Below are 21638 nucleotides of genomic sequence, written 5' to 3' on the forward strand. Positions count from 1 at the left end.
CATGAAGTTGGGAGCCGTTCTCGACGTATTAGGAAAAGCCCTGCTGTATTTTTCCATCGGATTGGCAGCAGCAGGTTTCTTGATTGTACTCATTGCTGGGCAGTGGCCAGGTTGGCTAGAGCCTGTCCGTATGAGGTTGGAACTTGGCTCAAATCTTCTTGGCCCTTTTTGGTGGCCTGTACTCGTTGGAATTGTTGTCGGCCCAGGGTTAGCTCTTCAATCAATCGCCGAAAATTTACGTCGGAAAAATCATTCATAGGGCAGAAAATTTTGTCCGCTCATCCCCCGTTTAACTCGGGTCAGCCACCCTGCCCGATGGGGAGGAGTGCGTCATGATCATCGAAGCCATTCTGATCGCCACGATGCTGGACAATCCGGTCGCGGAGGACTGCACGTGGAACGGCATCCCGCTCCACGGCGAGGTGGAGGTCGTCGAAAGTTTCGCCGATATCCAGGTCCAGGTCGTGGAGAGTTTCCCCGATCTGCGGGTGAAGACGGTATCGAGCTTTGCCGACGATTGCGGCGAATGGGAATTCGTCGAAAGCTTCCCGGACTTCACGATCGAATTCGTCGAAAGTTTCCCGGACATCCGCATCGAGTTCGTGGAGAGTTTTCCAGGACGGGATTAGCCTCCCGCCATGGGGTTCCCGCGAAAGCGGGAACCCGAAACCGAGTGCCAGCTTCAGGTCCCCATTTTCATGGGGACCCCATTGATTTCGGCGCTAGGGTGCACCCCATGTCCTTCTACGAGAATCACATCCTGCCGCACATCATCGGCGCGGCGTGCGGCGTGAAGCCGATCATGAAGCAGCGCGAAAAGGTCGTGCCTGCGGCCGAGGGCGTGGTGCTGGAAGTCGGTCTGGGCGCCGGGCCGAACCTTGCCTTCTACGACCCGGCGAAGGTCAGCCTGGTCTACGGGCTGGAACCTTCCGAGGGCATGCGCCGCAAGGCCGCAAAAGCGATCGCCGCCAGCCCGGTCCCGGTGGAGACGCTGGACCTGCCGGGCGAGACTGTGCCGCTGGTCGATGCCAGCGTCGATACGGTGGTCCTGACCTACACGCTGTGCACCATCCCGGACTGGCAAAGGGCGATGGACGAGATGCGGCGGGTGCTGAAACCCGGCGGACGCCTGCTGTTTTCCGAACACGGACTGGCGCCCGACGAAGGCGTCGCGAAGTGGCAAAGACGGATCGAACCGGTATGGAAGCCGATCGCCGGCGGCTGCCATCTGACGCGGCCGATCGACCGGCTGATCGAAGCCGGCGGATTCGCCTTCGACCGCGTCGAAACGATGTATCTGCCGCATTCCCCGAAATTCGCCAGCTTCACCTATTGGGGCAGTGCGAAGACGCGCTGACTCTTTCGCTGCCGGGCGCTTGCCGGGTGTGAAAGCTTCCGTTATAAGCCGCCGCTCGATTGCCCGGCCCTGCCGGGTCCGGAAGGTTTGGAGCGCGACCGATGAGAAAAGACATTCACCCGGACTATCACACCATCAATGTGGTGATGACGGACGGCACGAGTTTCCAGACGCGCTCGACCTACGGCAAGGAAGGCGACACGATCAATCTCGACATTGATCCGAAGACGCACCCGGCCTGGACCGGCGGCAACACCCAGCTGGTGGACCGCGGCGGCCGCGTTTCGCGCTTCAAGGACAAGTTCAAGGGCTTCGCCTGATCCCTCAGGCCCGGTTCCGGAAACACGAACGGCGCACCCCCGGGTGCGCCGTTTTCGTTTGTGTCCGGGGCTGAAACCTAGTTTCCGAAGGCAGACCGCAACCGGTCCATCTGCGCGCCGACGCCGTTGACCGAAGCCTGCGGCGGTTCGCCGGCGAAGAGATTCTCGTCGATGCGCTTGAGCCGGGCATAGAGCGTCCGGGACAACGCTGCGAGGTCGGCCAGTTCGGCCGGCGCGGTTTCGCCGTTTTCCGGCCAGTGCGGGTCCTCGATCGAATCGGGCGGCAGGCGGTAGCGTTCGCCCATCGCCTCGTCGGCGCTCATTTCGCCTTCGGCGACCTGGCGCTGGACCAGGAGCCAGGACGCGGCCTGCATCAGGCGCGTCGTCAGCTTCATGCTCTCGGCCGCGTAGGCAAGGGCGCCGGCGCGGTCGAGCGCACGGGAATCGTCACGGCCCGGACCGTCGAGATAGGCGGCGGTGCGTTCCACCAGGTCCATGCCTTCATGGAAGAGCTTGGCGAACATTTCCGAGGCGACGAAATCGGCCACGCGAGTTGCGGGCGTCGCGGTGGCGTTGCCGGGTGTAACGATCGTGTCGGTCATCGGGGCGCGAATACTCTACACAGCTTCGGTCGGGACAAAGGGAAGGGGTGCAAGCGCCGGGCCATCGTCACGATTTCCTGAAAACGGATTCGGCCGCGGCGCGCCCGGCCGTCTTGGAGCGGATCATGGCTTCGGCGCGCTCGATCTCGCCCTTCAGCAGTTCGACGCGTTCCTCGAGACCTTCAACGGAGAGCTCGCTCAGATCCTCGCCGGGCGTGATGACGGTACGGCCGGTGCGCAATGGCAGGTCGCCCTCATCGAACATCGCACATGCCTCCCCTGACAAGACCGAACGTCCACGGATAGATTAGCGCAAAGGGAGGGGCATGTCGCCCCGCCCCCTGCAAGGAGCGCGGAGATGTCAGAGCACGGAATGTTTCGCGCAATCACTGCGCCCCGCCCCGGCGGGCCGGATGCGCTTGTGCTCGAACGGCGCACGGTGACCGAGCCCGGTCCGGACGAAGTCCGCATCCAGGTAGCCGCCGCGGGCGTGAACAAGCCCGATACCTTCCAGCGCATGGGCCTCTATCCGCCCCCACCGGGGGCCAGCGATGTTCTGGGACTGGAGGTTTCCGGCACGATCGACGCGGTCGGATCCGGCGTGTCCCGCTGGAAGACCGGCGACGCCGTCTGCGCCCTTCTGCCGGGCGGCGGCTATGCCGAGATGGCGATCGCACATCAAGGTTCAGTCCTGCCCAAGCCTTCGGGCGTCTCGCTGCGCGATTCGGCGGGATTGCCGGAAACGGTTTTCACCGTCTGGGCGAATGTGTTCGAGGCCGGGGCACTGAAACCCGGTGAAACGTTTCTGGTTCATGGCGGGGCAGGCGGGATCGGGACGACCGCGATCCAGATGGCCGCCGCCCACGGCGCGCGCGTGATCGCGACGGCGGGGTCGGACGAAAAATGCGCGCTGTGCCGGGAACTCGGGGCGGAGATCGCGGTGAATTACCGCGAGGCCGATTTCGTCGAGGCGGTGAAGGCTGCGGGCGGGGCCGACGTCATCCTCGACATGGTGGGCGGGGACTATGCCGACCGGAATCTGCAATGCCTGAACAGCGGGGGACGGCTGGTGCAGATCGCCTTCCTCAAGGGGTCCCGGGTCGAGATCGACATGATGCGGATCATGCTGAAGCGGCTGACCGTCACGGGATCGACGCTGCGCGCGCGGCCGCTGGACGAAAAGGCCAGACTGGCGGCAGCGGTCGAGACCCATGTCTGGCCATGGATCGAGTCCGGCAGGTTTCGGGTCGTGGCCGATGCGGTGTTCTCGCTCGAGGACGCCGCGAAAGCGCACGCGCTGATCGATTCCGGCGGGCATGCCGGAAAAATCCTGCTGGTTCCGTGACCGCGCCCTGAGTCAGGCGTCTTTTCACGCGGCGCAAGCTTCGCTATATCGGGCACAGTTTCGCTCTTCTTCGTGATCCTGGATCAGGACGGGAAGAAAAGCGGCGGAAGCCCGAAAGCCCGGCAACCGCGCCGGGCTTTTTCTTTCGCACAACCCATATTCCGGGAGCCGACACGATGACCGAAATCCTGATGCCGAAGGCGACCGCCGTCTGGCTCGTCGACAACACGTCGCTGAGCTTCGAGCAGATCGCCGAATTCTGCGGCCTTCACCCGCTGGAAGTGAAGGGCATTGCCGATGGCGATGTCGCCGCCGGCGTACGCGGCGCGGACCCGGTTTCCACCGGCCAGCTGACCCGCGAAGAGATCCAGAAGGCGGAGAATGACGCGAAATACCGCATGAAGGCGGTTTCGCCGAAATACGCCGACCTGCACCAGCCGAACAAGAAGCGCGGGCCGCGCTACACGCCGCTGTCGCGCCGTCAGTCGCGCCCGGATGCCATCGCCTGGCTGGTCCGCAATCACCCGGAACTGACTGACGGCCAGATTTCCAAGCTGATCGGCACCACGAAGTCGACCATCGAGTCGGTGCGGGAACGCACGCACTGGAATTCCGCCAATATCAAGCCGACCGACCCGGTTTCTCTTGGCCTGTGCAGCCAGGTGGACCTCGACGAGCAGGTCCGCAAATCCTCCTCGCGCCGCGCCAAGATGGAAAAGGAACGCGGACCGGAAGACGACACGCTCGCTCCCGCCTTCGAGCCGCAGGCCGAAGAAAAGGAAGCCGGCTCGGAAATCACGCTCGAAACCCTGTTTGGCGAGACCAAGAAGGACTAGCGGTCCTGTTGTGATTACGAGCCCCTCAGGATGAGGGAGATTACACCCGGAAGTGCCGCTCAATTCAGTGAGATATGATCACTCCGCATCGACCGTGTAGTTGAGCGCCAGACGGCCGCCATCGGCATAGATGCATTCGCCGGTGATGTAGCTGGAATCACTCGAGGCGAGGAAGGCGACGACGGATGCGATCTCGTCGGGATCGGCGACGCGGCGGATCGGCGTCCGCGACAGCACACGCTCCATCGCCGAGCGGTCATCGAGCACGGCTTTCAGAACGTCAGTGTTGACGCTGCCGGGACCGACGGCATTGACGCGGATGCCATGGGGGGCGAGGGCCAGCGCCATCGCCTTGGTCATCTGGTTGATCGCGCCCTTGGTGGCGCAATAGGCCAGCTGGTCGGCGATCGCGACGACGGCGTTGATCGAGGACATGTTCACGATGGCGTAGCGGCGGCGCACATCGTCGGGACGCTCGCTGTCCTCCTCGATCTGTTCGACCATCTGACGGGCGGCCGCCCGGGCGACCATGAAGCTGCCGCGCAGATTGACGCTCATCACCTTGTCGAAGTCGTCATCGGACAGGGAGAGAATATTGCCCTTGGCAATGATGCCGGCATTGTTGACGAGCACGTCGAGCCGGCCGAAGGCGGACCGCGTCTCGGCCAGCAGATTGTTGACCGACAGGCGGTCAGAGACGTCGCAATCGACGTAAAGCGCCCGGTCCTTTGCCGCGCCGAGTTCCTCGGCCAGCGACTTGCCGGCCGTGTCCTCGATGTCGGCAACGACGACGCGGAAGCCGTCCTCTGCCAACCGGCGTGCGCAGGCTTTGCCGATGCCGTTGGCGGCCCCGGTGACGATGGCAACACGATCCTGTGCGGGCAAATTCGCCTCCCTTCCGCGCGAGCCTGTCCGGTTACGGATTGGCCGCGTGGGTGCGTTCGTAGTCTTCGCGGATTTCGTCGCTGTCGGGTGTCAGCTCATACGCCCGGGCGAACAGGGGCAGGGCTTCCTCGACCTGGCCGGAATCCTCCAGCGCGCTGGCAAGCGAGTGAACGATGGCGCCGCTCTCCGGCTCGGCCTCGACCGCCTGGCGGCAGGTCGGGAGAGCGGTTTCGGGCTGACCATTCTCGACCAGCGCCCAGCACAGGGCATTGAGCGTGAAACCGCTTTCCGGCGCCGCCTCGACGGCGCGCCGGGCATCGGCCACGGCGCGGTCATTCATGCCGAGTTCGAGGAAGGCCGCCGAGCGGCTGATCCAGCCCGACGGCCAGGCCGGTTCGAGGCGGGTGACCGTGTCGAAGGCCGCCACGGCCTCGGCCGGGCGATCGAGTTCCATATAGGCGTCGCCGAGGAAGAGCGCGGCAAGCATGTCGTCGGGCAATTCGGCATGGGCCGCCCGCAAATCGCTCAGAGCCCCTTCCAGGCGCCCGAGGCGCAGACGGGCCAGGCCACGATTGCGGCGCACATAGGGGCTGTTCAGCGTCGTGCCCTGGGTCTCGGCGATGGCGTAGGCGAGGTCGAATTCGCGCAATGCCTCTTCCCAGCGTTCGGCGTAGAGATAGGCTCCGCCGAGTTGGGAATGCACGATGGCTTCCTGTTCGGGATCGAGCGTGCGGCTCTCCAGACAGGATTCGAACGAGGTAATGGCGGAGTCGGTGTCGTCGGCGCGCAGCGCGGCTTCGCCTGCGGCGCACGGGTCCTCGATCGCAGCGGCATCGGTCTCCCTTTCGGCACAGGCGGGAGCGCACAGCGTCAGCGCGGCAATGAGAACGGATACGCGAATCATCAATACCAACTCCGGTCAGTCCATAATGGCAAACGGGGCGGACCCTATATAGGGCCGCCCCGCGAGATTCACAGGATCAAAAATGCGTCAGTGCTTTCGTTTGAGCGCCTGGATCTCGTCCTTGAGCTTCAGCTTCTCCTTCTTGAGGCTGCTAAGTCGAAGCGAATCCGAACTCGGGTGCTTGACCTCCTCGTCGATCATGTCGTCCAGACGGTGATGACGGGCGTCGAGTTCACGGATACGGGCTTCGATGGCCATGTGAGCAACTCCTTGATGAAGCTAACGACGGGGTGATTGAAACACGTCTGTGCGCTATCTGTCACATCACGTTTAAGGACGAGGCTGAAAATGCGTGAACGATCGCGCCTCATAGTCGGCATCAGTGGCGCATCGGGCGTCATCTACGGGGTTCGGGCGCTGGCCGCGCTCAGGGAACTCGAAATCGAATCCCATCTCGTGGCGTCGAAGGCGGCGGAGATGACGCTCGGCTACGAGACGTCGCTGGAACCGCGCGAACTCAAGGCCATGGCCGACATGGCCTACAAGCCGGCCGATATCGGCGCATCCATCGCTTCGGGCTCCTTCCGAACTCTGGGGATGCTGATTGCGCCGTGCTCGGTGCGCACCATGTCGGAGATCGCGACCGGGGTGACCTCCAGCCTGATGACGCGGGCCGCGGATGTGGTGCTGAAGGAGCGGCGCAAGCTGGTCCTGATGGTGCGCGAGACGCCGTTTCATCTCGGGCATATCCGCACGATGGCGCAACTGACCGAGATGGGGGCGATCATCATGCCGCCCCTGCCCGCCTTCTATGCCCGGCCGAAATCGCTCGAGGACATGGTCGACCAGTCGGTCGGCCGTGCGCTCGACCTGTTCGGCCTCGACTGGGACCCGGTCCTGCGGTGGGGCGAGGAACTCGATGGCGGCAAGAGACCTTCTTCCCGGTGATGAGCGAGAGCCTGAAAGCCTTTTCCCTGCGCGTTTACGACGCCGAAGGTGTGCGCGAGGCGTTGCTCGACCTGCAGGACACGGCCGGCTGTGATGTGACGCTGGTCCTGTGGTGCTGCTGGCTGGCGGCGACGGGCCGGGCTGCGGGAGACGGTTTGCACAGGGCGCTCGACTGGAGCCGCGACTGGGGGGATGCGGTCACGCGGCCGCTGCGCGCGGCGCGGCAAGCGATCAAGCCGCATGCCGAGACCGACGAGGGCGTTGCCGTTTTGCGCCAGCGGGTGAAGACGCTGGAGCTGGAGAGTGAGATCATCACGCTGGAGCGGCTGAACATCTGCGCGCAGGGCACGGCCATGGCGGGCGATTTCAGATCCCTGGCGGCTGCCAATCTCACAGCCTATGCCGCTGCTGCGGGGCTAAATGCCTCATTCGAAACGGTCATTTCCCGCATTTTACCGGCGGTGGAAAAGTAGTAGTGTCCGCGCCGTCGGCTGGCCCCTTGTGCCGGACGCGGTTTCCATTTCCACATTCCGGATGTGACACGTCGCACATGGGCGAAGACTTTTTCGATCAGGACGCGCTGAGGGCCCGCATCATGCAATTGCGGGGCGAACACCGGGCGCTCGACGGACAGATCACGGCCCTGATCGAGACCGGCGTGATCGATCAGTTGAAGATTGCTCGGCTGAAAAAGGAAAAACTGTTCCTCAAGGACCGGATTTCGGCGCTCGAGGATCAGCTGACCCCCGACATCATCGCCTGACGTCAGGACGCGGCGCGTTCCTTGATTGCGGCCTTGTTGGCGTACATCGCCGCATCGGCCTCGGCCAGCGCCACGTCGGTCGTCATGCCCGCTTCCAGCGGCCAGACACCCCAGGCCGCCCCGACCTGCAATGCCTTGCCTTCGTGTTCGAACGGCGTGTCGGCGATCAGGGCGGCGAGTTGCTGCGCCTTGGTTTCGGCCGCGGACTGGGTCGACAGGGTCAGGACCACGCCGAATTCGTCGCCGCCGAGCCGGCCGATCGCATCGGTCTCGCGCAGGTGCGAGGCGATCAGGCTGACGACATGGTGCAGCGCCACGTCCCCGGCAGCATGGCCGTGCGTGTCATTGATTGCCTTGAATCCGTTGAGATCGAAGAAGACCAGCGCGGAGGGCGCATTGTGCCGCTCGGCCAATGCCAGCGCCTTCGACACCTCGCGCACGAAGGCGCGCCGGTTCAGTACCGGCAGCATGGCATCGTGATCGGCGAGCGATTCCAGTTCGCGCACGCGGGTGCGCAGCTTTTCGGTTTCCTGACGCAGCTGGTCGACCTCGCCCATCAGGGTGAGCAGGGCGCGCTGGACGTTCGGCGTCAACTCGGGTTCCGGCACGCCCATGATCGAGGCGGCATCGCGCGGCGCAGCGGCTGTCCCCGCCGCCGTCGAGGACGAGGAGGACGAAGTCCGCTTGGTTTCGCCCGCGGCGCGGGTACTGCCGGATTGATCGAGCCGTCCGATGCGCATGACCTGTCCTTCCCGGAAATGCGGGGTCCATTCCCGGTCATGCTCGCGGGACGCGGTTAAGAAAGGGTCAAGGTTAAGCGTGAAACCCCAAGCCTGCTTGACGGCGGCGCGCCCGTGACTATGGTCCCGCGCTTCCTTTCGCCGGGAGGCTGAAATGCCCGCAGGCCACGACACACCGGTCGTCGCGATCGTCATGGGATCGCGCTCGGACTGGCCAACGATGAAGCACGCCGCCGACATATTGTCGGAGCTGGGCGTCGTGCATGACTGCCGGGTCGTCTCCGCTCACCGCACGCCGGACCGCATGACGGACTTTGCCAAGGGTGCGAAGGATGCCGGTCTGAAAGTGATCATCGCCGGGGCCGGCGGGGCCGCGCACCTGCCCGGCATGATCGCGTCGATGACCGCCCTGCCCGTGCTCGGCGTGCCGGTGGAATCGGCGGCGCTGAACGGCCAGGACAGCCTGCTGTCCATTGTGCAGATGCCGGGCGGCGTGCCTGTGGGTACGCTGGCGATCGGCAAGGCCGGGGCCAAGAATGCGGGCCTGCTCGCCGCCTCGATCATCGCGCTTGGCGATGCCGGGTTGGCGCAGCGGCTTGCCGACTGGCGCCAGGCACAGACCGACAGTGTTCCGCACAGCGTCGAAGACTAGGTCCGGATCCCGCCCATGAGCCACGTCACGCCGCTTTCCCCCGGTGCCGCGATCGGCATTCTCGGTGGCGGACAGCTGGGCCGGATGCTCGCCATGGCCGGGGCGCAGCTGGGTTTCGATATCCACGTGTTCGACCCGGAACCCAACTGCCCCGCCGCGCGGGTGTGCGACCGGGCCTGGGCCGCGCCGTGGGACGATCTCGGGGCCGTTCAGGCCTTTGCCGCGCGCTGCGCCGCCGTCACCTTCGAATTCGAGAATGTGCCGCTCGAGGCGCTGAATGCCGCCGCTTCGGCCGCGCCGGTCCGACCCGGAGCCAGATCGCTCGAACTGACGCAGGACCGGGTGACGGAGAAAGACTTCATCAACGGTCTCGGCATTGCGACGGCGCCCTGGGCGGTGGCTGGCAGCCTCGACACCCTCAAGGCCGCGCTCGAACGCGTCGGCACGCCGTCCATCCTGAAAACCCGCCGCTTCGGCTATGACGGCAAGGGCCAGGCGCGGTTGAAGTCACAGGCCGACGCCGAGGCCGCTTGGGACGAAATCGGCCGTCAGCCGGCCATCCTGGAGGGCTTTGCGTCCTTCCGCCGCGAATTGTCCGTCGTCGCCGCGCGGGCACTCGACGGCACCGTCCTGCCCTTCCCGCTGGCCGAGAATGTCCACCGGGGCGGAATCCTGCGCGAATCCACCGGACCCGCCGAGGCCAGCGAGGCGATCCGCGATCAGGCCATCGCCATCGCGGAAAGGATCGGCGCGGGGCTTGAGCATATCGGCGTGTTCGCGGTCGAGCTGTTCGATATGGGCGAGCAAGGCCTGTGGGTGAACGAGATCGCCCCGCGGGTACACAATTCCGGGCACTGGACGATGGATGCCTGTCCGGCGGGCCAGTTCGAACAGCATATGCGCGCCGTGGCGGGCTGGCCGCTCGGCGACCCCGAACCGCACTCGCGCTGCACGATGAGCAATCTCATCGGCCACGATGTCGATGCGTGGACTGACCTGATCGCCGACCCGGACGTCCGCCTGCATCTCTACGGCAAGCGCGAGGTCCGCGACGGCCGCAAGATGGGGCATGTGAACCGGCTGAGGAAACTCTAACTCCGCCCCAGCCCGTAACGCAGCTTGGCCAGCAATCCCGCCGGGTCGGGCAGGCCGGACGCAGCCTTGCGGACCTGCGCCTTCACCTTCTCGAACTGCATGACATTCCCGATCCGGCGGTCGAGGAAGGCGGCGGCCTCGGCCTTGTCCCCGCTCATGTCGGCGAGCCAGGCGGACAGGCTCGACGTGTAGACCGCCGAGAGCGTCATCCGCTTGGTGTAGAAGTTGAAATCGGTCGAGGGATCGCCCAGGGCGCGCCAGATCATGTCGCTCGTGTTCCAGACCAGTTTCGCGCCCAGCCCCGCCGCATCGGGCAGGAGCAGGCGGGCGCGGGCCTTGCGCGCGACTTCCTCGTCGGGTCCGATCGCCTCGAGGCGCTGGCGCACGGCGAAGGTCACGCGCTCGCGGACCTTCATCGCGGCGAGATCGACCTCCTCGATGGAATCGCGCGCCTGGCGGTCGAGTTCGAGCGACCAGAAGCCGATCAGGTCGAGCACGCCGCCGGTCAGATAGAGCTGCACCTCACCCGTGCTCATCCCCGCATCCTTCGCCGCAGCGGCAAGGCTCGCCTCGTTCCAGCCATCGAAGGCGGCATGGGGTAGAATCGCCTCCAGCAGGGCGAGGCGGGCGGTGTCGGCGCGGGTGCGGTTCGTCGTCATGAGGAGGGGATTTAGCGTGGTATGATCGCCACGTCATGTAGGGCGTGCTGAATCGCCGCGCAGCAGGTGTGGACACGGGGTTTGTGCTCTGGTAAAGCCCCCGCCTCCAAGCGGACTTTGGAAGACGCGGCGTGATGGAACAGTTCCGCACGCCTGAAGCAGAACTCGGGAGAGCGGACCATAGTCGAGATCGTCGTACGCGATAACAACGTGGAGCAAGCGCTCCGCGCGCTGAAAAAGAAGATGCAGCGGGAAGGCACTTTCCGCGAGATGAAGCGCCGCACGCACTACGAGAAGCCCTCGGAGAAGCGCGCGCGCCAGAAGGCCGAGGCGATTCGCCGGGCCCGGAAGCTCGCCCGCAAGCGCGCCCAGCGTGAAGGCCTTGTGCCGCGCAAGGCGGGTACCGCACGCCGCTAGTCCAGTCCGCTGACGGATTAGAGATTTCACGGAAAACCCCGCACCTCACGGTGCGGGGTTTTTCTTTTGGGCCGAGTGCACATCTGGTGAGCGTTTCTCCCCCCGCCTGCCGGGGCGAGGCGGAAATCCGCTACGCCGGCTTCTTCTTGCCCAGCTTCAGCAGCTTGCGGACCGAGTCGGCATTGGCCCGGCCGAGCGCGCCCTGGCGGAAGACGACGCCGGCCAGCGCGATCACCACGATGGCGAAGCCGACCATCAGGCCGGTGGTGGCCAGAAGCTCCCACATCGGGGGATCGGACGGGATGCGCGCGATCATCACGAAGGGGGTCCAGATCGGGATCCAGGAGACGATCTGCACCACGGTCGAATCCGGGGATTGCAGAGCCGCCATCACCACGAAGAGGGGGATGAACATGACCAGCATGATCGGGCTCATCAGCGTCTGGGCTTCCTGCAGCGTGTCGCACAGCGAACCGATGGCGAGGAAGACCGCGCCGTACATCAGATAGCCGATGATGAAATAGCCGAAGGCCGGAAGCAGGATGCCCGGATCGAGCACGGCGTCCACGATGTCGGCCACCGGCAGGTCCGCCGCGCCGAGCAGGGTCTGGATGCCGACAAGGCCGAGCATGCCCAGACCGCCCCAGAAGACGAGCAGGGTGGCTGAAACCGCCGCCACGCCCATCAGCTTGCCGATCAGGATTTCGTGGAAACGGGCCGAGGCGAGGAGAACCTCGAGCACCTTGTTGCCGCGTTCCTCGATCATCGCGGTCAGGAGCATGTTCACGACCGAGAAGATCACCGTCCACAGGATGAAGGCCATGGCGATGCCGACCCCGAACGGAATCCGTTCGGCGGCGGACACTTCGGCCGCCTCGCCGGTGCGTTCCGGGTTCAGCTCGCGGGCGTTGATACCGATTGCGTTGATCTCGTTCAGGAGGTCGCGCGGGACGCCGGCCTCGGCCAGGCGCCGCTCGCGAAGAATATCCGAGAGCCGGTCCTGGACGCGGTTCCTGAGCGCGGTGTCGGTGAGCGAAGCGCTCCAGTAGTCGATGCTGATCCCGACCGGGCTGGCCGAATCGTTGCGGATGATGATCGCCGCGAAGAGGGGTTGATCGCCCTCCTCGGTGGCAATCGTCTGTTCGCCCAGGAGGTAGGGGCGCAGGGATTCGGCGTCACGGGCGGGCGGATCGACCTCGATGAAACGGCTGGTCCCGTCGATCGAGACGGAGGAGGCCGGCAGGCCGAGCGCCTCGACCGCTTCGGGCAGGCCCTCCAGGCCCGGCTCGGCGTTCAGTGCCGCTTCCGCGGCCGGCAGGCGGTCTTCCCGCCCGAGCGGTTCGGCGGCCGCGCGCAGCGCCGAAAGCGCTTCGCTCTTGCCGGCGTCGGCGAAGGCGGCGCGCAGGGCGTCGCCATAGCCCGCGCCAGTCTCGTCGACCATCACATAGTGACGGGTGGGCTGGGACCCCTCGATCAGGGCCGGCAGGCCGCCGCCGACGAGCATGAAGAGCGGCACGGACAGGAGGGACAGCCAGAAGCCCCAGGTCGCGACATAGGAGAGATACTCCCGGCGGGCGATGAGATAGATGGCGCGCATCAGGCCGGCTCCCGTTCCGCAGATTCGACAAGGTGGACGAAGGCCTCGTGCAGATGGGCGCGAACCGGTTCGAAACGCGCGAGGCGCACGCCGGCATCAACGAGGGCCTTGAGGGCATCCTGAGCGTCGCTGCCCGGCGCGAGGTCGAGCGTGTAGCGGTGCGTGCCCTCACCCGTCATGCCGTCATCGGTGACGGCACCGTGGGCGGCGAGCACCGGCGCGGCGTCGGGACCCTCGCCGGTCTCGATCAGCACGCGGCGCGGCACGGTGCCGAGCGCCTCGTTGACCGTGCCGTCGAACACCTTGCGTCCCTTGGCGATCAGCACGATGCGGTCGCACAGGCGTTCGGCGTGTTCCATGACATGGGTGGAAAACAGGATCGTCTTGCCCGCCTGGTTCTCGGCGCGGATCATGCTTTCCAGCACTTTCTGGTTCACCGGGTCGAGGCCGGAAAAGGGCTCGTCGAGGATGATGAATTCGGGATCGTGGACCAGGGCGGCCGCGATCTGGACCTTCTGCGCCATCCCCTTCGACATTTCCTTGATCTTCTTCTTGCGGGCATCGCCGAGGCCGACGCGCTCCAGCATCTCGCCGGCGCGTTGACGCGCCTTGCCGGCGGGCATGCCCTTCAGACGTCCAAAGAAGGTGACGGCGTCCTCGGCCACCATCTTCTTGTAGATGCCGCGCTCCTCGGGGAGGAAACCGACCCGGTCGAGCGTACGCGCGTTCGGCGCCTTGCCGAACAGGCGGGCACGGCCCTCATCGGGAAGAATGATCCCCAGCGACATGCGCAGCGAGGTGGTCTTGCCCGCACCATTGGGTCCCAGGAAGCCGGTGATCGTGCCGCGCTCAACGGTCAGATCCATCGCGCGCACGGCGGGTACGCCGCCAAAGCGCTTGGTCGCGCCTTCCAGCGCGAGAATGGTTTCAGCCATGAATACAGTCCCTCATTTCGCGGGCGAAGCTAGAGTGCGCCGCCGGGACTGGCCAGCGGTACGCTGCAACGGGGAATCCCGCTCTCAGGCGGCCGGCAGCGCGAAGTAGAGCAGGTCGAGCGGCGGCGGGTCCTGGTCCAGCTGCGACAGGATGTGGTGCGCCTGTCCCCGATGGTGGGTCTGGTGGTTGAACAGATGCGCCAGGATCAGGCCGCGCTGCAGGTGGTGCGGCTCGCCGCGCGTGTTGGAATAGTGGACGTCGTCGCCGAAGGCCGTGTCGTCCAGCGTATCCACGAAGGCGATGATGCGTGCATCCATGGCTTCGCGCACTGGCCGGAGATCCGCCAGGGCCGGGAACGGCATGTCGGTCAGCGCCGTGTGCGTCTCGCCCTCGCCGGTCAGGCGGCGCATCCAGATCCGGTCGGCGACGAGGATATGGTTGAGCGTGCCGGCCAGGCTGGTGAAGAAGGCGCCGGTGTCGCGATGCCAGGCCTCGTCCGTAAGCTTCGCAGCCGCGTCATAAAGCCGGAGATTGGCCCAGGCGTTATAGGCTGCAAATCGCTGGAAATGGGCGCGCATTCCTGCTCTCCCTTGGCGCTCAGCCATGCTACACCCCGCAGCATGACCCTTGATACCGACACGGTACGTGTTCGCCTGCTCGCCCTCAAATCCGAACTGATCGCGCTCTCCGAGGGAGCCCGTGACGACCGCAAGCCGGTCGAGCTCGACCAGCAGTCCGTCGGGCGGCTGTCGCGGCAGGATTCGCTGCAGATGCAGGCCATGATGATGGCCGCCGACGCCCGCCGCACCAAGGAGGTGCGCCGGATCGATGCCGCGCTGAAACGGCTCGACGAAGGCGAATTTGGCTGGTGCGCCGAGTGCGGCGAAGCGATCGCCCCGGCGCGGCTCGAGGCCGATCCCGCCGCGCCGCGGTGTGCGGGGTGTGCGTGATATCCTCGTGCTTCGAGGGCCGCTCGCGCGGCCACCTCAGCATGAGGATAATCTATTGCCCCTCGTCCTTCGAGGCCGCCTGTCGGCGGCACCTCAGGACGAGGGGCAATTTCCCTACCGGCTGGTCAGCTTCAGCTCGATGCGGCGGTTGCGGGCATAGGCGTCCTCGGTGTCGCCCTGCGCGATCGGCTGATAGGGGCCGTAGCCGGCGGCCACCATGCGCTGCGGCGGCACGCCGAGATCCTCGAAATAATTGATCACCGAGATCGCCCGCGCGGCGGAGAGATGCCAGTTCGACGGATAGGTCGAGCGGATCGGACGCGGATCGGTGTGACCCTCGATCTGGATCACCCAGTCGATGTCGTCCGGGATTTCCCGCGTCAGCTGGATGATCGCCTGCGCCACCGGCTCGAGGCTTTCGCGGCCCTCGCTGGAGATGGCGGCGGAGCCCGACGGGAAGATCACGTCGGATTCGAAGACGAAGCGGTCGCCGACAATGGAAATACCGGTGCGGTTGCCGAGAATCTCGCGCAGGCGGCCGAAGAATTCCGAGCGGTAGCGTGCCAGTTCCGCGACCCGGCTGGCGAGCGCGGCATTGAGGCGCTCGCCGAGATTGATGATTTCACTGTCGAGTTCGGCTTCACGCGCTTCGGCGGCGTCGAGCAGGGCGGAGAGTTCCGCGATCTGGTCGCGCAGCGCCTGAGCCTGCAGGTTGAGCGCGGTCAGCTGGTCGGTCTGTTCGGCATTGAGGGATTCGGACTCCACCAAAGTCGCCTGGGTGTCGTCGAGCCGGCCGAGGACGATGACGAGTTGATCGGACAATTCGTCCCGCTCCGCCTCGACATCGGAGAGGGTGGCGCGCAGCGCCGTCATTTCGGTGGTCAGGCGCTGGTTCTCGCCGCGGGCGAGGCTCAGTTCATCGGTCAGCGTCGAGAGCTGGGTGTTCAGCTGCGCCAGCTGTTCGTCGCGGCCGGTCAGGGCGCGGCCGAGCGCGAACTGGCCGACCAGGAAGATCGACAACAGGAAGACGATGACCAGCAGGAGCGTCGCCAGCGCGTCGACGAATCCCGGCCAGTAATCGCCGGAATCACCACTGTCGCCGAAGCGCGAAAGACGGGGGGCGTAACTCACAGGTCGCCGCCCCGCTCATGGCCGCCGCGATTGATGCGGACCTGCGCCTCGATGGCGCGCACGAGGACGCGGATCTCGTCGCGCAGGGCGCGGGCGGCTTCCTGCTGGCCGGCCGCGTTTTCCTGCGCCATGCGCCGCATCACCTCGTCGAGGTCGCGGGTGTGGCGTTCCATGGTGAGCGCGAGGCGCTCCATGGTCTCGGCGGTCTGTTCCAGCAGCGCGCCGACATAGGCCGGGGAGACCTCGCCCTCCGCCGTGGTCGAGGGACCTGCCGCGGCGAGGCGCGACATCGAGGACAGCCATTCCTCGATCTCGTTGTAGAAGCGGTTGTGGGCGCGGCTCGCCTGCAGGTCGAGGAAGCCGATGACCAGCGAACCGGCGAGGCCGAAGAGCGAGGACGCGAAGGCCGTGCCCATGCCCTGGATCGGTTCCTCGATCGCCGCCATCAGGCGCATCACGTCGGCCTCGCCCCCGGTGGAGGAGGCGGTCACGGCGCGCACCGCATCGCCCACGTCCGACACGACGAGGAGCAGGCCCCAGAAGGTGCCGAGGAGGCCGAGGAAGATCAGGAGACGGCCGAAATAGCGCGTCAGCGCCCCGGCCTCGGTCATCCGCGCGCCGACGGAATCAAGCACGGTGCGCACGCTGGCGGCCGACAGGCGGCTGCGCTTGCCGGTGTCGCTCATCATCGACGCCATCGGCGCGATCATGGCGGGCGGGGTCGGCAGCTTTTCCTGCGGGTCGGCGGTCTGGTAGCGGCGCAGCCAGCGCGCGGCGGGGCCGATGGCGATGGCCTGGAGGAAGGTGTAGGCGATGCCGGCGAAGAGGACGGCGAGGATCAGGCCGTTGATATAGACATTGGCCATGAAGGCGGTCTCGATCGGCCCCGCAAGAAGCCCCGCGACCAGCGCGACGATCCCGACGAAAACGGCCATCCAGACCAGGTATTGGGCCGGACCGGTGAAGCGGAATGCCGGAACGTCCTCCGGCAATTCATCAAATCGCGACGGCATGCTCTTCCCTTCCGCATTGCCCCGGCGGCTATCGGTGCCGGGACTTTCGGGCCATTCTTAGGCGCTTAGCGCCCGAATGTCGGCCCCTCAATGCGGTCGCCGGTCTCGCGGTCATAGACACAGGTCGTATCGCCGCCGCGCATGCCGCTTTGCGGCGGGTAGGGAATGAGCGCAACGGTCAGACCGTTTTCGTCCTCGCGGATACCGACATACCAGTCGCCGTCGCGGAATTCGGCGTCGAAGCCGTCAATCCGTTCGGCGGTGGCGGACACGCAGTCATGGACCGCGGCGCGGTGCTCGGGCGCGATGACGTATTCGATGACGTCGGGTGAGGCATCGGAAAACATGGACGGCAGTCTAGCAGATTGGCGGCCCGATCTGAACCGGGGCTCGACCTGAAGTCAGGCCGCCGCCTGAAGCTTTGCGGTCAGCTTGGTCAGGATGGCTTCGTTGCCGGCGACGATATTGCCCGTGTTGAGCACGTCCTTGCCGCCGTCCAGCTCGCCGATATAGCCGCCCGCCTCGCGCACGAGGATCAGGCCCGCGGCAATGTCCCAGGCCTTCAGATCGCGTTCCCAGAAGGCATCGAAACGCCCGGCCGCAACCCAGGCGAGGTCGAGCGAGGCGGCGCCGTAGCGGCGCACGCCGGCGACGTTCGGCATCACCTGGTGAAGCTCTTTCAGGAAACGGGCATGGCCCTTCTTGCCGAAGAAGGGCGTGCCGGTGGCGATCACCGTCTCGTGCAGCTCGGTCCGGCCCGCGACCCGCAGGCGGCGGTCATTGACCCAGGCGCCGCGGCCCTTCTCGGCGTGGAACATCTCGTCATTGGCCGGATTGTAGACGAGGCCGGCGACGATCTCGCCTTCGCGCTCAAGCGCGATGGAGATCGCGAAATGAGGCATGCCGTGCAGGAAGTTCAGCGTGCCGTCGAGCGGGTCGACGATCCAGCGGTGGGTCCGGTCGGTGCCCGCGACCTCGCCGCGCTCCTCCATCAGGAAGCCATAGCCCGGCCGGCCTTCGGCGAGGATTTCGTGAATCACTTCCTCGGACTTGCGGTCGGCGGCGGAGACGAAGTCCGCCGGGCCCTTGCGCGCGACCTGGAGGTGTTCGACTTCGCCGAAATCACGCGACAGCTTGCGGCCCGCCTTGCGGGCCGCGGTCTGCATGATCTGCATCAGGGCTGAGAGATTGGCCAATGTTCCGTCCTAGTCCGCGCGGCGGACGTAAGAGCCGTCTTCGGTGGCGATGACGACCTTCTCGCCGACGCCGACGAAGGGCGGCACGGCAGTACGCACGCCATTGGTCAGCACGGCCGGCTTGTAGGAGTTTGCCGCCGTCTGGCCCTTCACGACCGGCTCGGTGTCGGCGATTTCCAGCTCGACATGGGTCGGCAGGGTGATGCCGATCGGCTGGTCCTGGTGGAATTCAAGCGTCACCATCATGCCGTCCTGGAGATAGGCGGCCTGCTCGTCGCCGACCCAGTCGCGCTGCAGCGCGATCTGCTCATAGGTGTCGGTGTCCATGAAGGTCAGCATCTCGCCGTCGGCGAACAGGAATTGGTGGTCCTTCTGTTCCAGGCGGATGCGCTCGACCTTGTCGGCGGAGCGGAAGCGTTCGTTCAGCTTGCGGCCGTCCAGGAGGTTCTTCAGCTCGACCTGGGCGAAGGCGCCGCCCTTGCCCGGCTTCACCGCCTCGGCCTTCACGACCGTCCAGAGCGTGCCCTGGTGCTCGATCGCCATGCCGGGCTTCAATTCATTGCCATTGATCTTCATGGGACGCGTTCCGCCTGACCTGAGAAAGAAGCGGCCCGGGTGATGCGGGCCGAAATCGCCGGGCGGCATAACAGTAGCGAAGCGAACCGGCAAGCGGGGGGTGCTTTGGTGGGGTTCGGCTTCGCCTTGTTTGCCCTCCCCCTTGAGGGGAGGGCCGGGAGGCTGAGCGACAGCCAGTCGACCGGGGTGGGGGTGTTTCATGGGGTCCCCATGGAAATGGGGACCTGAAGCATGCACCCGGTTTCGGGTTCCCGCTTTCGCGGGAACCCTAGGGAAAAGGAAGCTCGCCCCACCCCGCTCCCGCCGCCCTAACGGGCGTCGCTCGCGTCCCTCCCCATCAAGGGGAGGGAAAGGCGGGGTCACCCCCCGATCGACAGCCGGGCCTCGATCTCGCTCCGAAGGCCCACGGGCAGGACGTTTTCCAGCCCGGCTTCGAGGCGCTGGCGGTCGACATCCTCGTTGACGCTGCCGTCGAGATGGCGGCGGGCGCGCAGCGTCCAGTAATAGGCTTCCGGCAGATCGGTCTCGACCCCGTCGCCGGTCGCGAGTGCCAGCGCGTAGAGATAGGCCGCCTCGCCGTCGCCGCCCTCGGCGCCCTGGCGGAACCAGCCGGCGGCGGCTTCCGGATCGGGGCCGGCGCCATTCCAGCCCTGGTGCAGCATCAGGCCGTACTGGCCCTGCGCCGGAGCAAAGCCCAGCTCGGCCGACTGGCGCACTAGCGCCAGCGCCGCGACCGGGTCTTCCTCGCCGCCGACGCCTTCGGCCGCCATCAGTCCCGCCTGCAGCGCGGCTTCAGCGTGGCCGGCCCCGGCGGCTCGGCCATACCAGTAGCGGGCGCGCTCAAAATCCTGCGGGCCGCGCTCCCAGTCGTCGAGCATGCGGGCGAATTCATACATCGCCTCGGGATGGTTCTGGCTGGCGGCGCGTTCGGCCCATTCCATCGCCTCCGCGGCGTCCTGAGGCACGGGCGACGCCTTGAGCACGCGGGCGTATTCGATCATGCCGAGAATGTGGCCCTCGCGCGCGGCGCGGGCGAAGAAGCCCGGCGCTTCGGACGGCTGAAGGCCGCCGCGGCCCTCGCGCGCCATGACGCCGAGATAATAGGTCGCGACCGGCTCCTCCAGCACGGAGGCACGGCGGAAGAAGCGCACCGCCGTCGCGTCGTCGGCCGCTTCGATCACCCCGTTGAGATGGATGAGACCGGCGAGCGTGGCACCGCGCGGCAGGCCCGCGGCCGACGCAGTTTCCGAATAGATCAGCGCGGTGCGGTAGTCGCCGGTGGCGAAAGCGAATTGCGCGCGGACCAGCGCCTCCTCGCCCGCCGTGGCGGGGTCGTCGGGGTCGGCGCTTTGCTCCAGCGCGCGCAATGCTTCGTCCTGCGCCTCCTCATCGAGCACGTCGAAACCCTGCGGCAGGACGGGGCGTTCGGCGACGGGGTCCGGGGTTTCCTGCACCAGCGCGGCGGCGAGCAGGGCGGCGATCACATAGGGGGTCATGTCAGGCTTTCACAAGCTGGGCAAAGGCGCGGACCGCTTCCACCGGTCCGGCTTCGTGGTTCCAGATGCCCCCCGACACCGCGAGATAGTCTGCGCCCGCCGCGATCAGCGGGGCGGCATTGTCCACCGTGATGCCGCCGATGGCGACGCACGGGATTTCAAACAGCTGCGACCACCATTCGATCAATTCGGGATCGGCGGCGGTCTTCGCCGCCTTGGTCGTGGTCGGGAAGAAGGCGCCGAAGGCGACGTAGTCCGCGCCCTTCTCGCCGGCCTCCATCGCCAAATGGCGGCTGTCATGACAGGTGACGCCGATGATCCGCGCCGGACCCAGCGTCTTGCGCGCCAGCGCATAGGGCGCGTCCTGCTGGCCGATATGGACGCCGTCACAGCCGAGATCGAGCGCCAGCTGCGGATCGTCATTGAGGATCACCGCGACGCCGTGGCGGTGGGCACACTTGATCAGCGGCGGGGCCAGTTTCAGCAAGTCCTCGCGCGAATGATCCTTCAGCCGGATCTGCAGCGCACCGACCGGCCCGGCGGACAGTGCCGCGTCCAGCGTTGTTTCGAAGCCCGGTTCGATCCGCGGCGGGGTGAGGATGTAAAGCTCGGCCATGGGCCAAGAATGAAGCCGAAAACCGCCGCGCGGGAAAGCGGCGATGCAGTGGCATCATCCCGCCGCGCAGTCCTCGGCGATCATCAGTTGGGCTGCGAGGGTTTCGAGGCCGCGCTCATTCGCGATGCGGCGGCGCGCCAGTTCCGCGCCCGACAGGTCGGCGAAGGCGAAGCAATACCAGGGCGAGGCGGCATTGCCGGTATTGGTCATCGGGTGTTCGAGGGTCAGCATCGGCACGACGCGGGCGTGAAACGCCGCCTGCTCGCGTTCGGAGAAATCGATATAGGGCGCGATCAGAAAGGCGCCGTCACTGCCCGGCGGCGGCGCGCCCTGAAGGCCGGCGTCCGGCCCCGGCTGCTGAATCGGCGGCAGGCCGTCCGTGCCGGGCTTCACTTGCGCGAGCGCCGGGGCCGGGAGCATCAGGGCAAGGATGAGCGCGAGCCGGATCATGGCCGGGATTTGAGCGCACGAGACGTCGTTTGGGAAGATCCGGCGAATTTCTCCCTTGTAACTCTGTCCTGCCTGCCTGTGGCATGATGCCGTGTGCGGCGGCGGATGGAAGACCGATCCACCCTGGGGCTTGCAAGCCCGTGGGAGAGCCAGG

The 21638-nt window shown here is 66.2% G+C and carries 31 protein-coding genes; 13 read left to right on the forward strand and 18 right to left on the reverse strand.

Features of this window, described 5'->3' with window-relative positions:
- Position 1: 1 nt before the first annotated feature.
- From ACFOOR_RS06315 to rpmE, 4 genes are all read left to right on the forward strand, one after another.
- The gene (locus ACFOOR_RS06315; protein WP_343165646.1) at positions 2-259 is read left to right on the forward strand and encodes a hypothetical protein; all 258 of its coding nucleotides are present in this window, start codon (positions 2-4) and stop codon (positions 257-259) included.
- Positions 260-332: 73 nt separating this feature from the next.
- Complete coding sequence (locus tag ACFOOR_RS06320) at positions 333-629, forward strand: hypothetical protein (protein WP_343165645.1); 297 nt, start codon at positions 333-335, stop codon at positions 627-629.
- Between the two features lie 107 nt (positions 630-736).
- Positions 737-1357: a class I SAM-dependent methyltransferase gene (locus ACFOOR_RS06325; protein ID WP_343165644.1), complete on the forward strand. Its 621-nt coding sequence runs from the start codon at positions 737-739 to the stop codon at positions 1355-1357.
- Positions 1358-1458: 101 nt separating this feature from the next.
- Positions 1459-1677 (forward strand): 50S ribosomal protein L31, encoded by a 219-nt coding sequence (gene rpmE / locus ACFOOR_RS06330; RefSeq protein WP_236955981.1) that lies wholly within the window; start codon positions 1459-1461, stop codon positions 1675-1677.
- A 77-nt stretch (positions 1678-1754) separates the two neighbouring features.
- Here rpmE and rcdA read toward each other — a convergent pair whose 3' ends face one another.
- Entirely contained in the window at positions 1755-2279 is a 525-nt protein-coding gene (gene rcdA / locus ACFOOR_RS06335) for a protease adaptor protein RcdA (RefSeq protein ID WP_343165643.1), read from the reverse strand.
- A gap of 67 nt (positions 2280-2346) precedes the next feature.
- On the reverse strand, positions 2347-2544 hold the full coding sequence (locus ACFOOR_RS06340) for a DUF1192 domain-containing protein (RefSeq protein ID WP_343165642.1): 198 nt from the start codon (positions 2542-2544) through the stop codon (positions 2347-2349).
- A 108-nt stretch (positions 2545-2652) separates the two neighbouring features.
- Here ACFOOR_RS06340 and ACFOOR_RS06345 point away from each other — a divergent pair, with 108 nt between their 5' ends.
- Both ACFOOR_RS06345 and ACFOOR_RS06350 read left to right on the forward strand, forming a co-directional pair.
- The gene (locus tag ACFOOR_RS06345) at positions 2653-3624 is read left to right on the forward strand and encodes an NAD(P)H-quinone oxidoreductase (protein WP_343165641.1); all 972 of its coding nucleotides are present in this window, start codon (positions 2653-2655) and stop codon (positions 3622-3624) included.
- 176 nt (positions 3625-3800) lie between these two features.
- Entirely contained in the window at positions 3801-4460 is a 660-nt protein-coding gene (locus ACFOOR_RS06350; RefSeq protein ID WP_343165640.1) for a DUF1013 domain-containing protein, read from the forward strand.
- A 78-nt stretch (positions 4461-4538) separates the two neighbouring features.
- Here the strand turns inward: ACFOOR_RS06350 and ACFOOR_RS06355 are convergent, their stop codons facing one another.
- The 3 genes from ACFOOR_RS06355 to ACFOOR_RS06365 all read right to left on the reverse strand — a co-directional run bounded on the left by ACFOOR_RS06355 (position 4539) and on the right by ACFOOR_RS06365 (position 6507).
- Positions 4539-5345, reverse strand: a complete 807-nt coding sequence (locus tag ACFOOR_RS06355; RefSeq protein WP_343165639.1) for an SDR family NAD(P)-dependent oxidoreductase — start codon at positions 5343-5345, stop codon at positions 4539-4541.
- A 31-nt stretch (positions 5346-5376) separates the two neighbouring features.
- Positions 5377-6249, reverse strand: coding sequence for a tetratricopeptide repeat protein (locus ACFOOR_RS06360; RefSeq protein ID WP_343165638.1), 873 nt, complete (start codon positions 6247-6249; stop codon positions 5377-5379).
- An 87-nt stretch (positions 6250-6336) separates the two neighbouring features.
- Positions 6337-6507 carry a DUF465 domain-containing protein gene (locus ACFOOR_RS06365; RefSeq protein ID WP_343165637.1) on the reverse strand — a complete coding sequence of 57 codons (171 nt, stop codon included), beginning with the start codon at positions 6505-6507 and terminating at the stop codon, positions 6337-6339.
- A gap of 90 nt (positions 6508-6597) precedes the next feature.
- Here ACFOOR_RS06365 and ACFOOR_RS06370 point away from each other — a divergent pair, with 90 nt between their 5' ends.
- The 3 genes from ACFOOR_RS06370 (at position 6598) to ACFOOR_RS06380 (ending at position 7960) form a co-directional block, all read left to right on the forward strand.
- The gene (locus tag ACFOOR_RS06370) at positions 6598-7197 is read left to right on the forward strand and encodes a UbiX family flavin prenyltransferase (protein WP_343165636.1); all 600 of its coding nucleotides are present in this window, start codon (positions 6598-6600) and stop codon (positions 7195-7197) included.
- Positions 7197-7670, forward strand: a complete 474-nt coding sequence (locus ACFOOR_RS06375) for a TIGR02444 family protein (protein ID WP_343165635.1) — start codon at positions 7197-7199, stop codon at positions 7668-7670. Before ACFOOR_RS06370 ends, ACFOOR_RS06375 begins: the two co-directional genes overlap by 1 nt.
- 77 nt (positions 7671-7747) lie before the next feature.
- Positions 7748-7960, forward strand: a complete 213-nt coding sequence (locus tag ACFOOR_RS06380; RefSeq protein WP_343165634.1) for a YdcH family protein — start codon at positions 7748-7750, stop codon at positions 7958-7960.
- Between the two features lie 2 nt (positions 7961-7962).
- On the opposite strand, the gene ACFOOR_RS06385 is transcribed toward ACFOOR_RS06380, so the two are convergent.
- Positions 7963-8700: a GGDEF domain-containing protein gene (locus ACFOOR_RS06385; RefSeq protein WP_343165633.1), complete on the reverse strand. Its 738-nt coding sequence runs from the start codon at positions 8698-8700 to the stop codon at positions 7963-7965.
- Between the two features lie 154 nt (positions 8701-8854).
- Here ACFOOR_RS06385 and purE point away from each other — a divergent pair, with 154 nt between their 5' ends.
- Positions 8855-9352 (forward strand): 5-(carboxyamino)imidazole ribonucleotide mutase, encoded by a 498-nt coding sequence (gene purE, locus ACFOOR_RS06390; protein ID WP_343165632.1) that lies wholly within the window; start codon positions 8855-8857, stop codon positions 9350-9352.
- A 15-nt stretch (positions 9353-9367) separates the two neighbouring features.
- A complete protein-coding gene (locus tag ACFOOR_RS06395; RefSeq protein ID WP_343165631.1) occupies positions 9368-10447 on the forward strand; it encodes a 5-(carboxyamino)imidazole ribonucleotide synthase in 1080 nt (359 codons plus the stop codon).
- On the opposite strand, the gene ACFOOR_RS06400 is transcribed toward ACFOOR_RS06395, so the two are convergent.
- Entirely contained in the window at positions 10444-11106 is a 663-nt protein-coding gene (locus tag ACFOOR_RS06400) for a COQ9 family protein (RefSeq protein ID WP_343165630.1), read from the reverse strand. The two genes, ACFOOR_RS06395 and ACFOOR_RS06400, sit on opposite strands and share 4 nt — an antisense overlap.
- A 153-nt stretch (positions 11107-11259) precedes the next feature.
- On the opposite strand from ACFOOR_RS06400, the gene rpsU reads away from it, so the two are divergent.
- The gene (gene rpsU / locus ACFOOR_RS06405) at positions 11260-11523 is read left to right on the forward strand and encodes a 30S ribosomal protein S21 (RefSeq protein WP_343165667.1); all 264 of its coding nucleotides are present in this window, start codon (positions 11260-11262) and stop codon (positions 11521-11523) included.
- A gap of 130 nt (positions 11524-11653) precedes the next feature.
- On the opposite strand, the gene ACFOOR_RS06410 is transcribed toward rpsU, so the two are convergent.
- The 3 genes from ACFOOR_RS06410 to ACFOOR_RS06420 form a co-directional block, all read right to left on the reverse strand.
- Positions 11654-13120, reverse strand: a complete 1467-nt coding sequence (locus tag ACFOOR_RS06410; RefSeq protein WP_343165629.1) for an ABC transporter permease — start codon at positions 13118-13120, stop codon at positions 11654-11656.
- Complete coding sequence (locus ACFOOR_RS06415; protein ID WP_343165628.1) at positions 13120-14055, reverse strand: ABC transporter ATP-binding protein; 936 nt, start codon at positions 14053-14055, stop codon at positions 13120-13122. The genes ACFOOR_RS06410 and ACFOOR_RS06415 overlap by 1 nt, the downstream gene beginning before the upstream one ends.
- A gap of 84 nt (positions 14056-14139) precedes the next feature.
- Positions 14140-14634: a DinB family protein gene (locus ACFOOR_RS06420; protein ID WP_343165627.1), complete on the reverse strand. Its 495-nt coding sequence runs from the start codon at positions 14632-14634 to the stop codon at positions 14140-14142.
- A gap of 42 nt (positions 14635-14676) precedes the next feature.
- On the opposite strand from ACFOOR_RS06420, the gene ACFOOR_RS06425 reads away from it, so the two are divergent.
- Entirely contained in the window at positions 14677-15006 is a 330-nt protein-coding gene (locus tag ACFOOR_RS06425; RefSeq protein ID WP_343165626.1) for a TraR/DksA family transcriptional regulator, read from the forward strand.
- Positions 15007-15120: 114 nt separating this feature from the next.
- Here ACFOOR_RS06425 and ACFOOR_RS06430 read toward each other — a convergent pair whose 3' ends face one another.
- From ACFOOR_RS06430 to ACFOOR_RS06465, 8 genes are all read right to left on the reverse strand, one after another.
- Positions 15121-16137: a peptidoglycan -binding protein gene (locus ACFOOR_RS06430; protein WP_343165625.1), complete on the reverse strand. Its 1017-nt coding sequence runs from the start codon at positions 16135-16137 to the stop codon at positions 15121-15123.
- Positions 16134-17150, reverse strand: coding sequence for a hypothetical protein (locus tag ACFOOR_RS06435; protein ID WP_343165624.1), 1017 nt, complete (start codon positions 17148-17150; stop codon positions 16134-16136). Before ACFOOR_RS06435 ends, ACFOOR_RS06430 begins: the two co-directional genes overlap by 4 nt.
- A gap of 65 nt (positions 17151-17215) precedes the next feature.
- Positions 17216-17497, reverse strand: coding sequence for a hypothetical protein (locus tag ACFOOR_RS06440; RefSeq protein WP_343165623.1), 282 nt, complete (start codon positions 17495-17497; stop codon positions 17216-17218).
- A 54-nt stretch (positions 17498-17551) separates the two neighbouring features.
- Complete coding sequence (locus ACFOOR_RS06445; RefSeq protein WP_343165666.1) at positions 17552-18325, reverse strand: inositol monophosphatase family protein; 774 nt, start codon at positions 18323-18325, stop codon at positions 17552-17554.
- A gap of 30 nt (positions 18326-18355) precedes the next feature.
- A complete protein-coding gene (gene efp / locus ACFOOR_RS06450) occupies positions 18356-18922 on the reverse strand; it encodes an elongation factor P (RefSeq protein ID WP_343165622.1) in 567 nt (188 codons plus the stop codon).
- A 359-nt stretch (positions 18923-19281) separates the two neighbouring features.
- Positions 19282-20418 (reverse strand): tetratricopeptide repeat protein, encoded by a 1137-nt coding sequence (locus ACFOOR_RS06455; protein WP_343165621.1) that lies wholly within the window; start codon positions 20416-20418, stop codon positions 19282-19284.
- 1 nt (position 20419) lies between these two features.
- Positions 20420-21034 carry a thiamine phosphate synthase gene (gene thiE / locus ACFOOR_RS06460; RefSeq protein WP_343165620.1) on the reverse strand — a complete coding sequence of 205 codons (615 nt, stop codon included), beginning with the start codon at positions 21032-21034 and terminating at the stop codon, positions 20420-20422.
- A gap of 54 nt (positions 21035-21088) precedes the next feature.
- Positions 21089-21484 carry a hypothetical protein gene (locus ACFOOR_RS06465; RefSeq protein WP_380214078.1) on the reverse strand — a complete coding sequence of 132 codons (396 nt, stop codon included), beginning with the start codon at positions 21482-21484 and terminating at the stop codon, positions 21089-21091.
- Between the last annotated feature and the right edge of the window lie 154 nt (positions 21485-21638).

It is taken from the genome of Hyphobacterium vulgare, assembly GCF_042643335.1.
Classification (GTDB): Bacteria; Pseudomonadota; Alphaproteobacteria; order Caulobacterales; family Maricaulaceae; genus Hyphobacterium; species Hyphobacterium vulgare.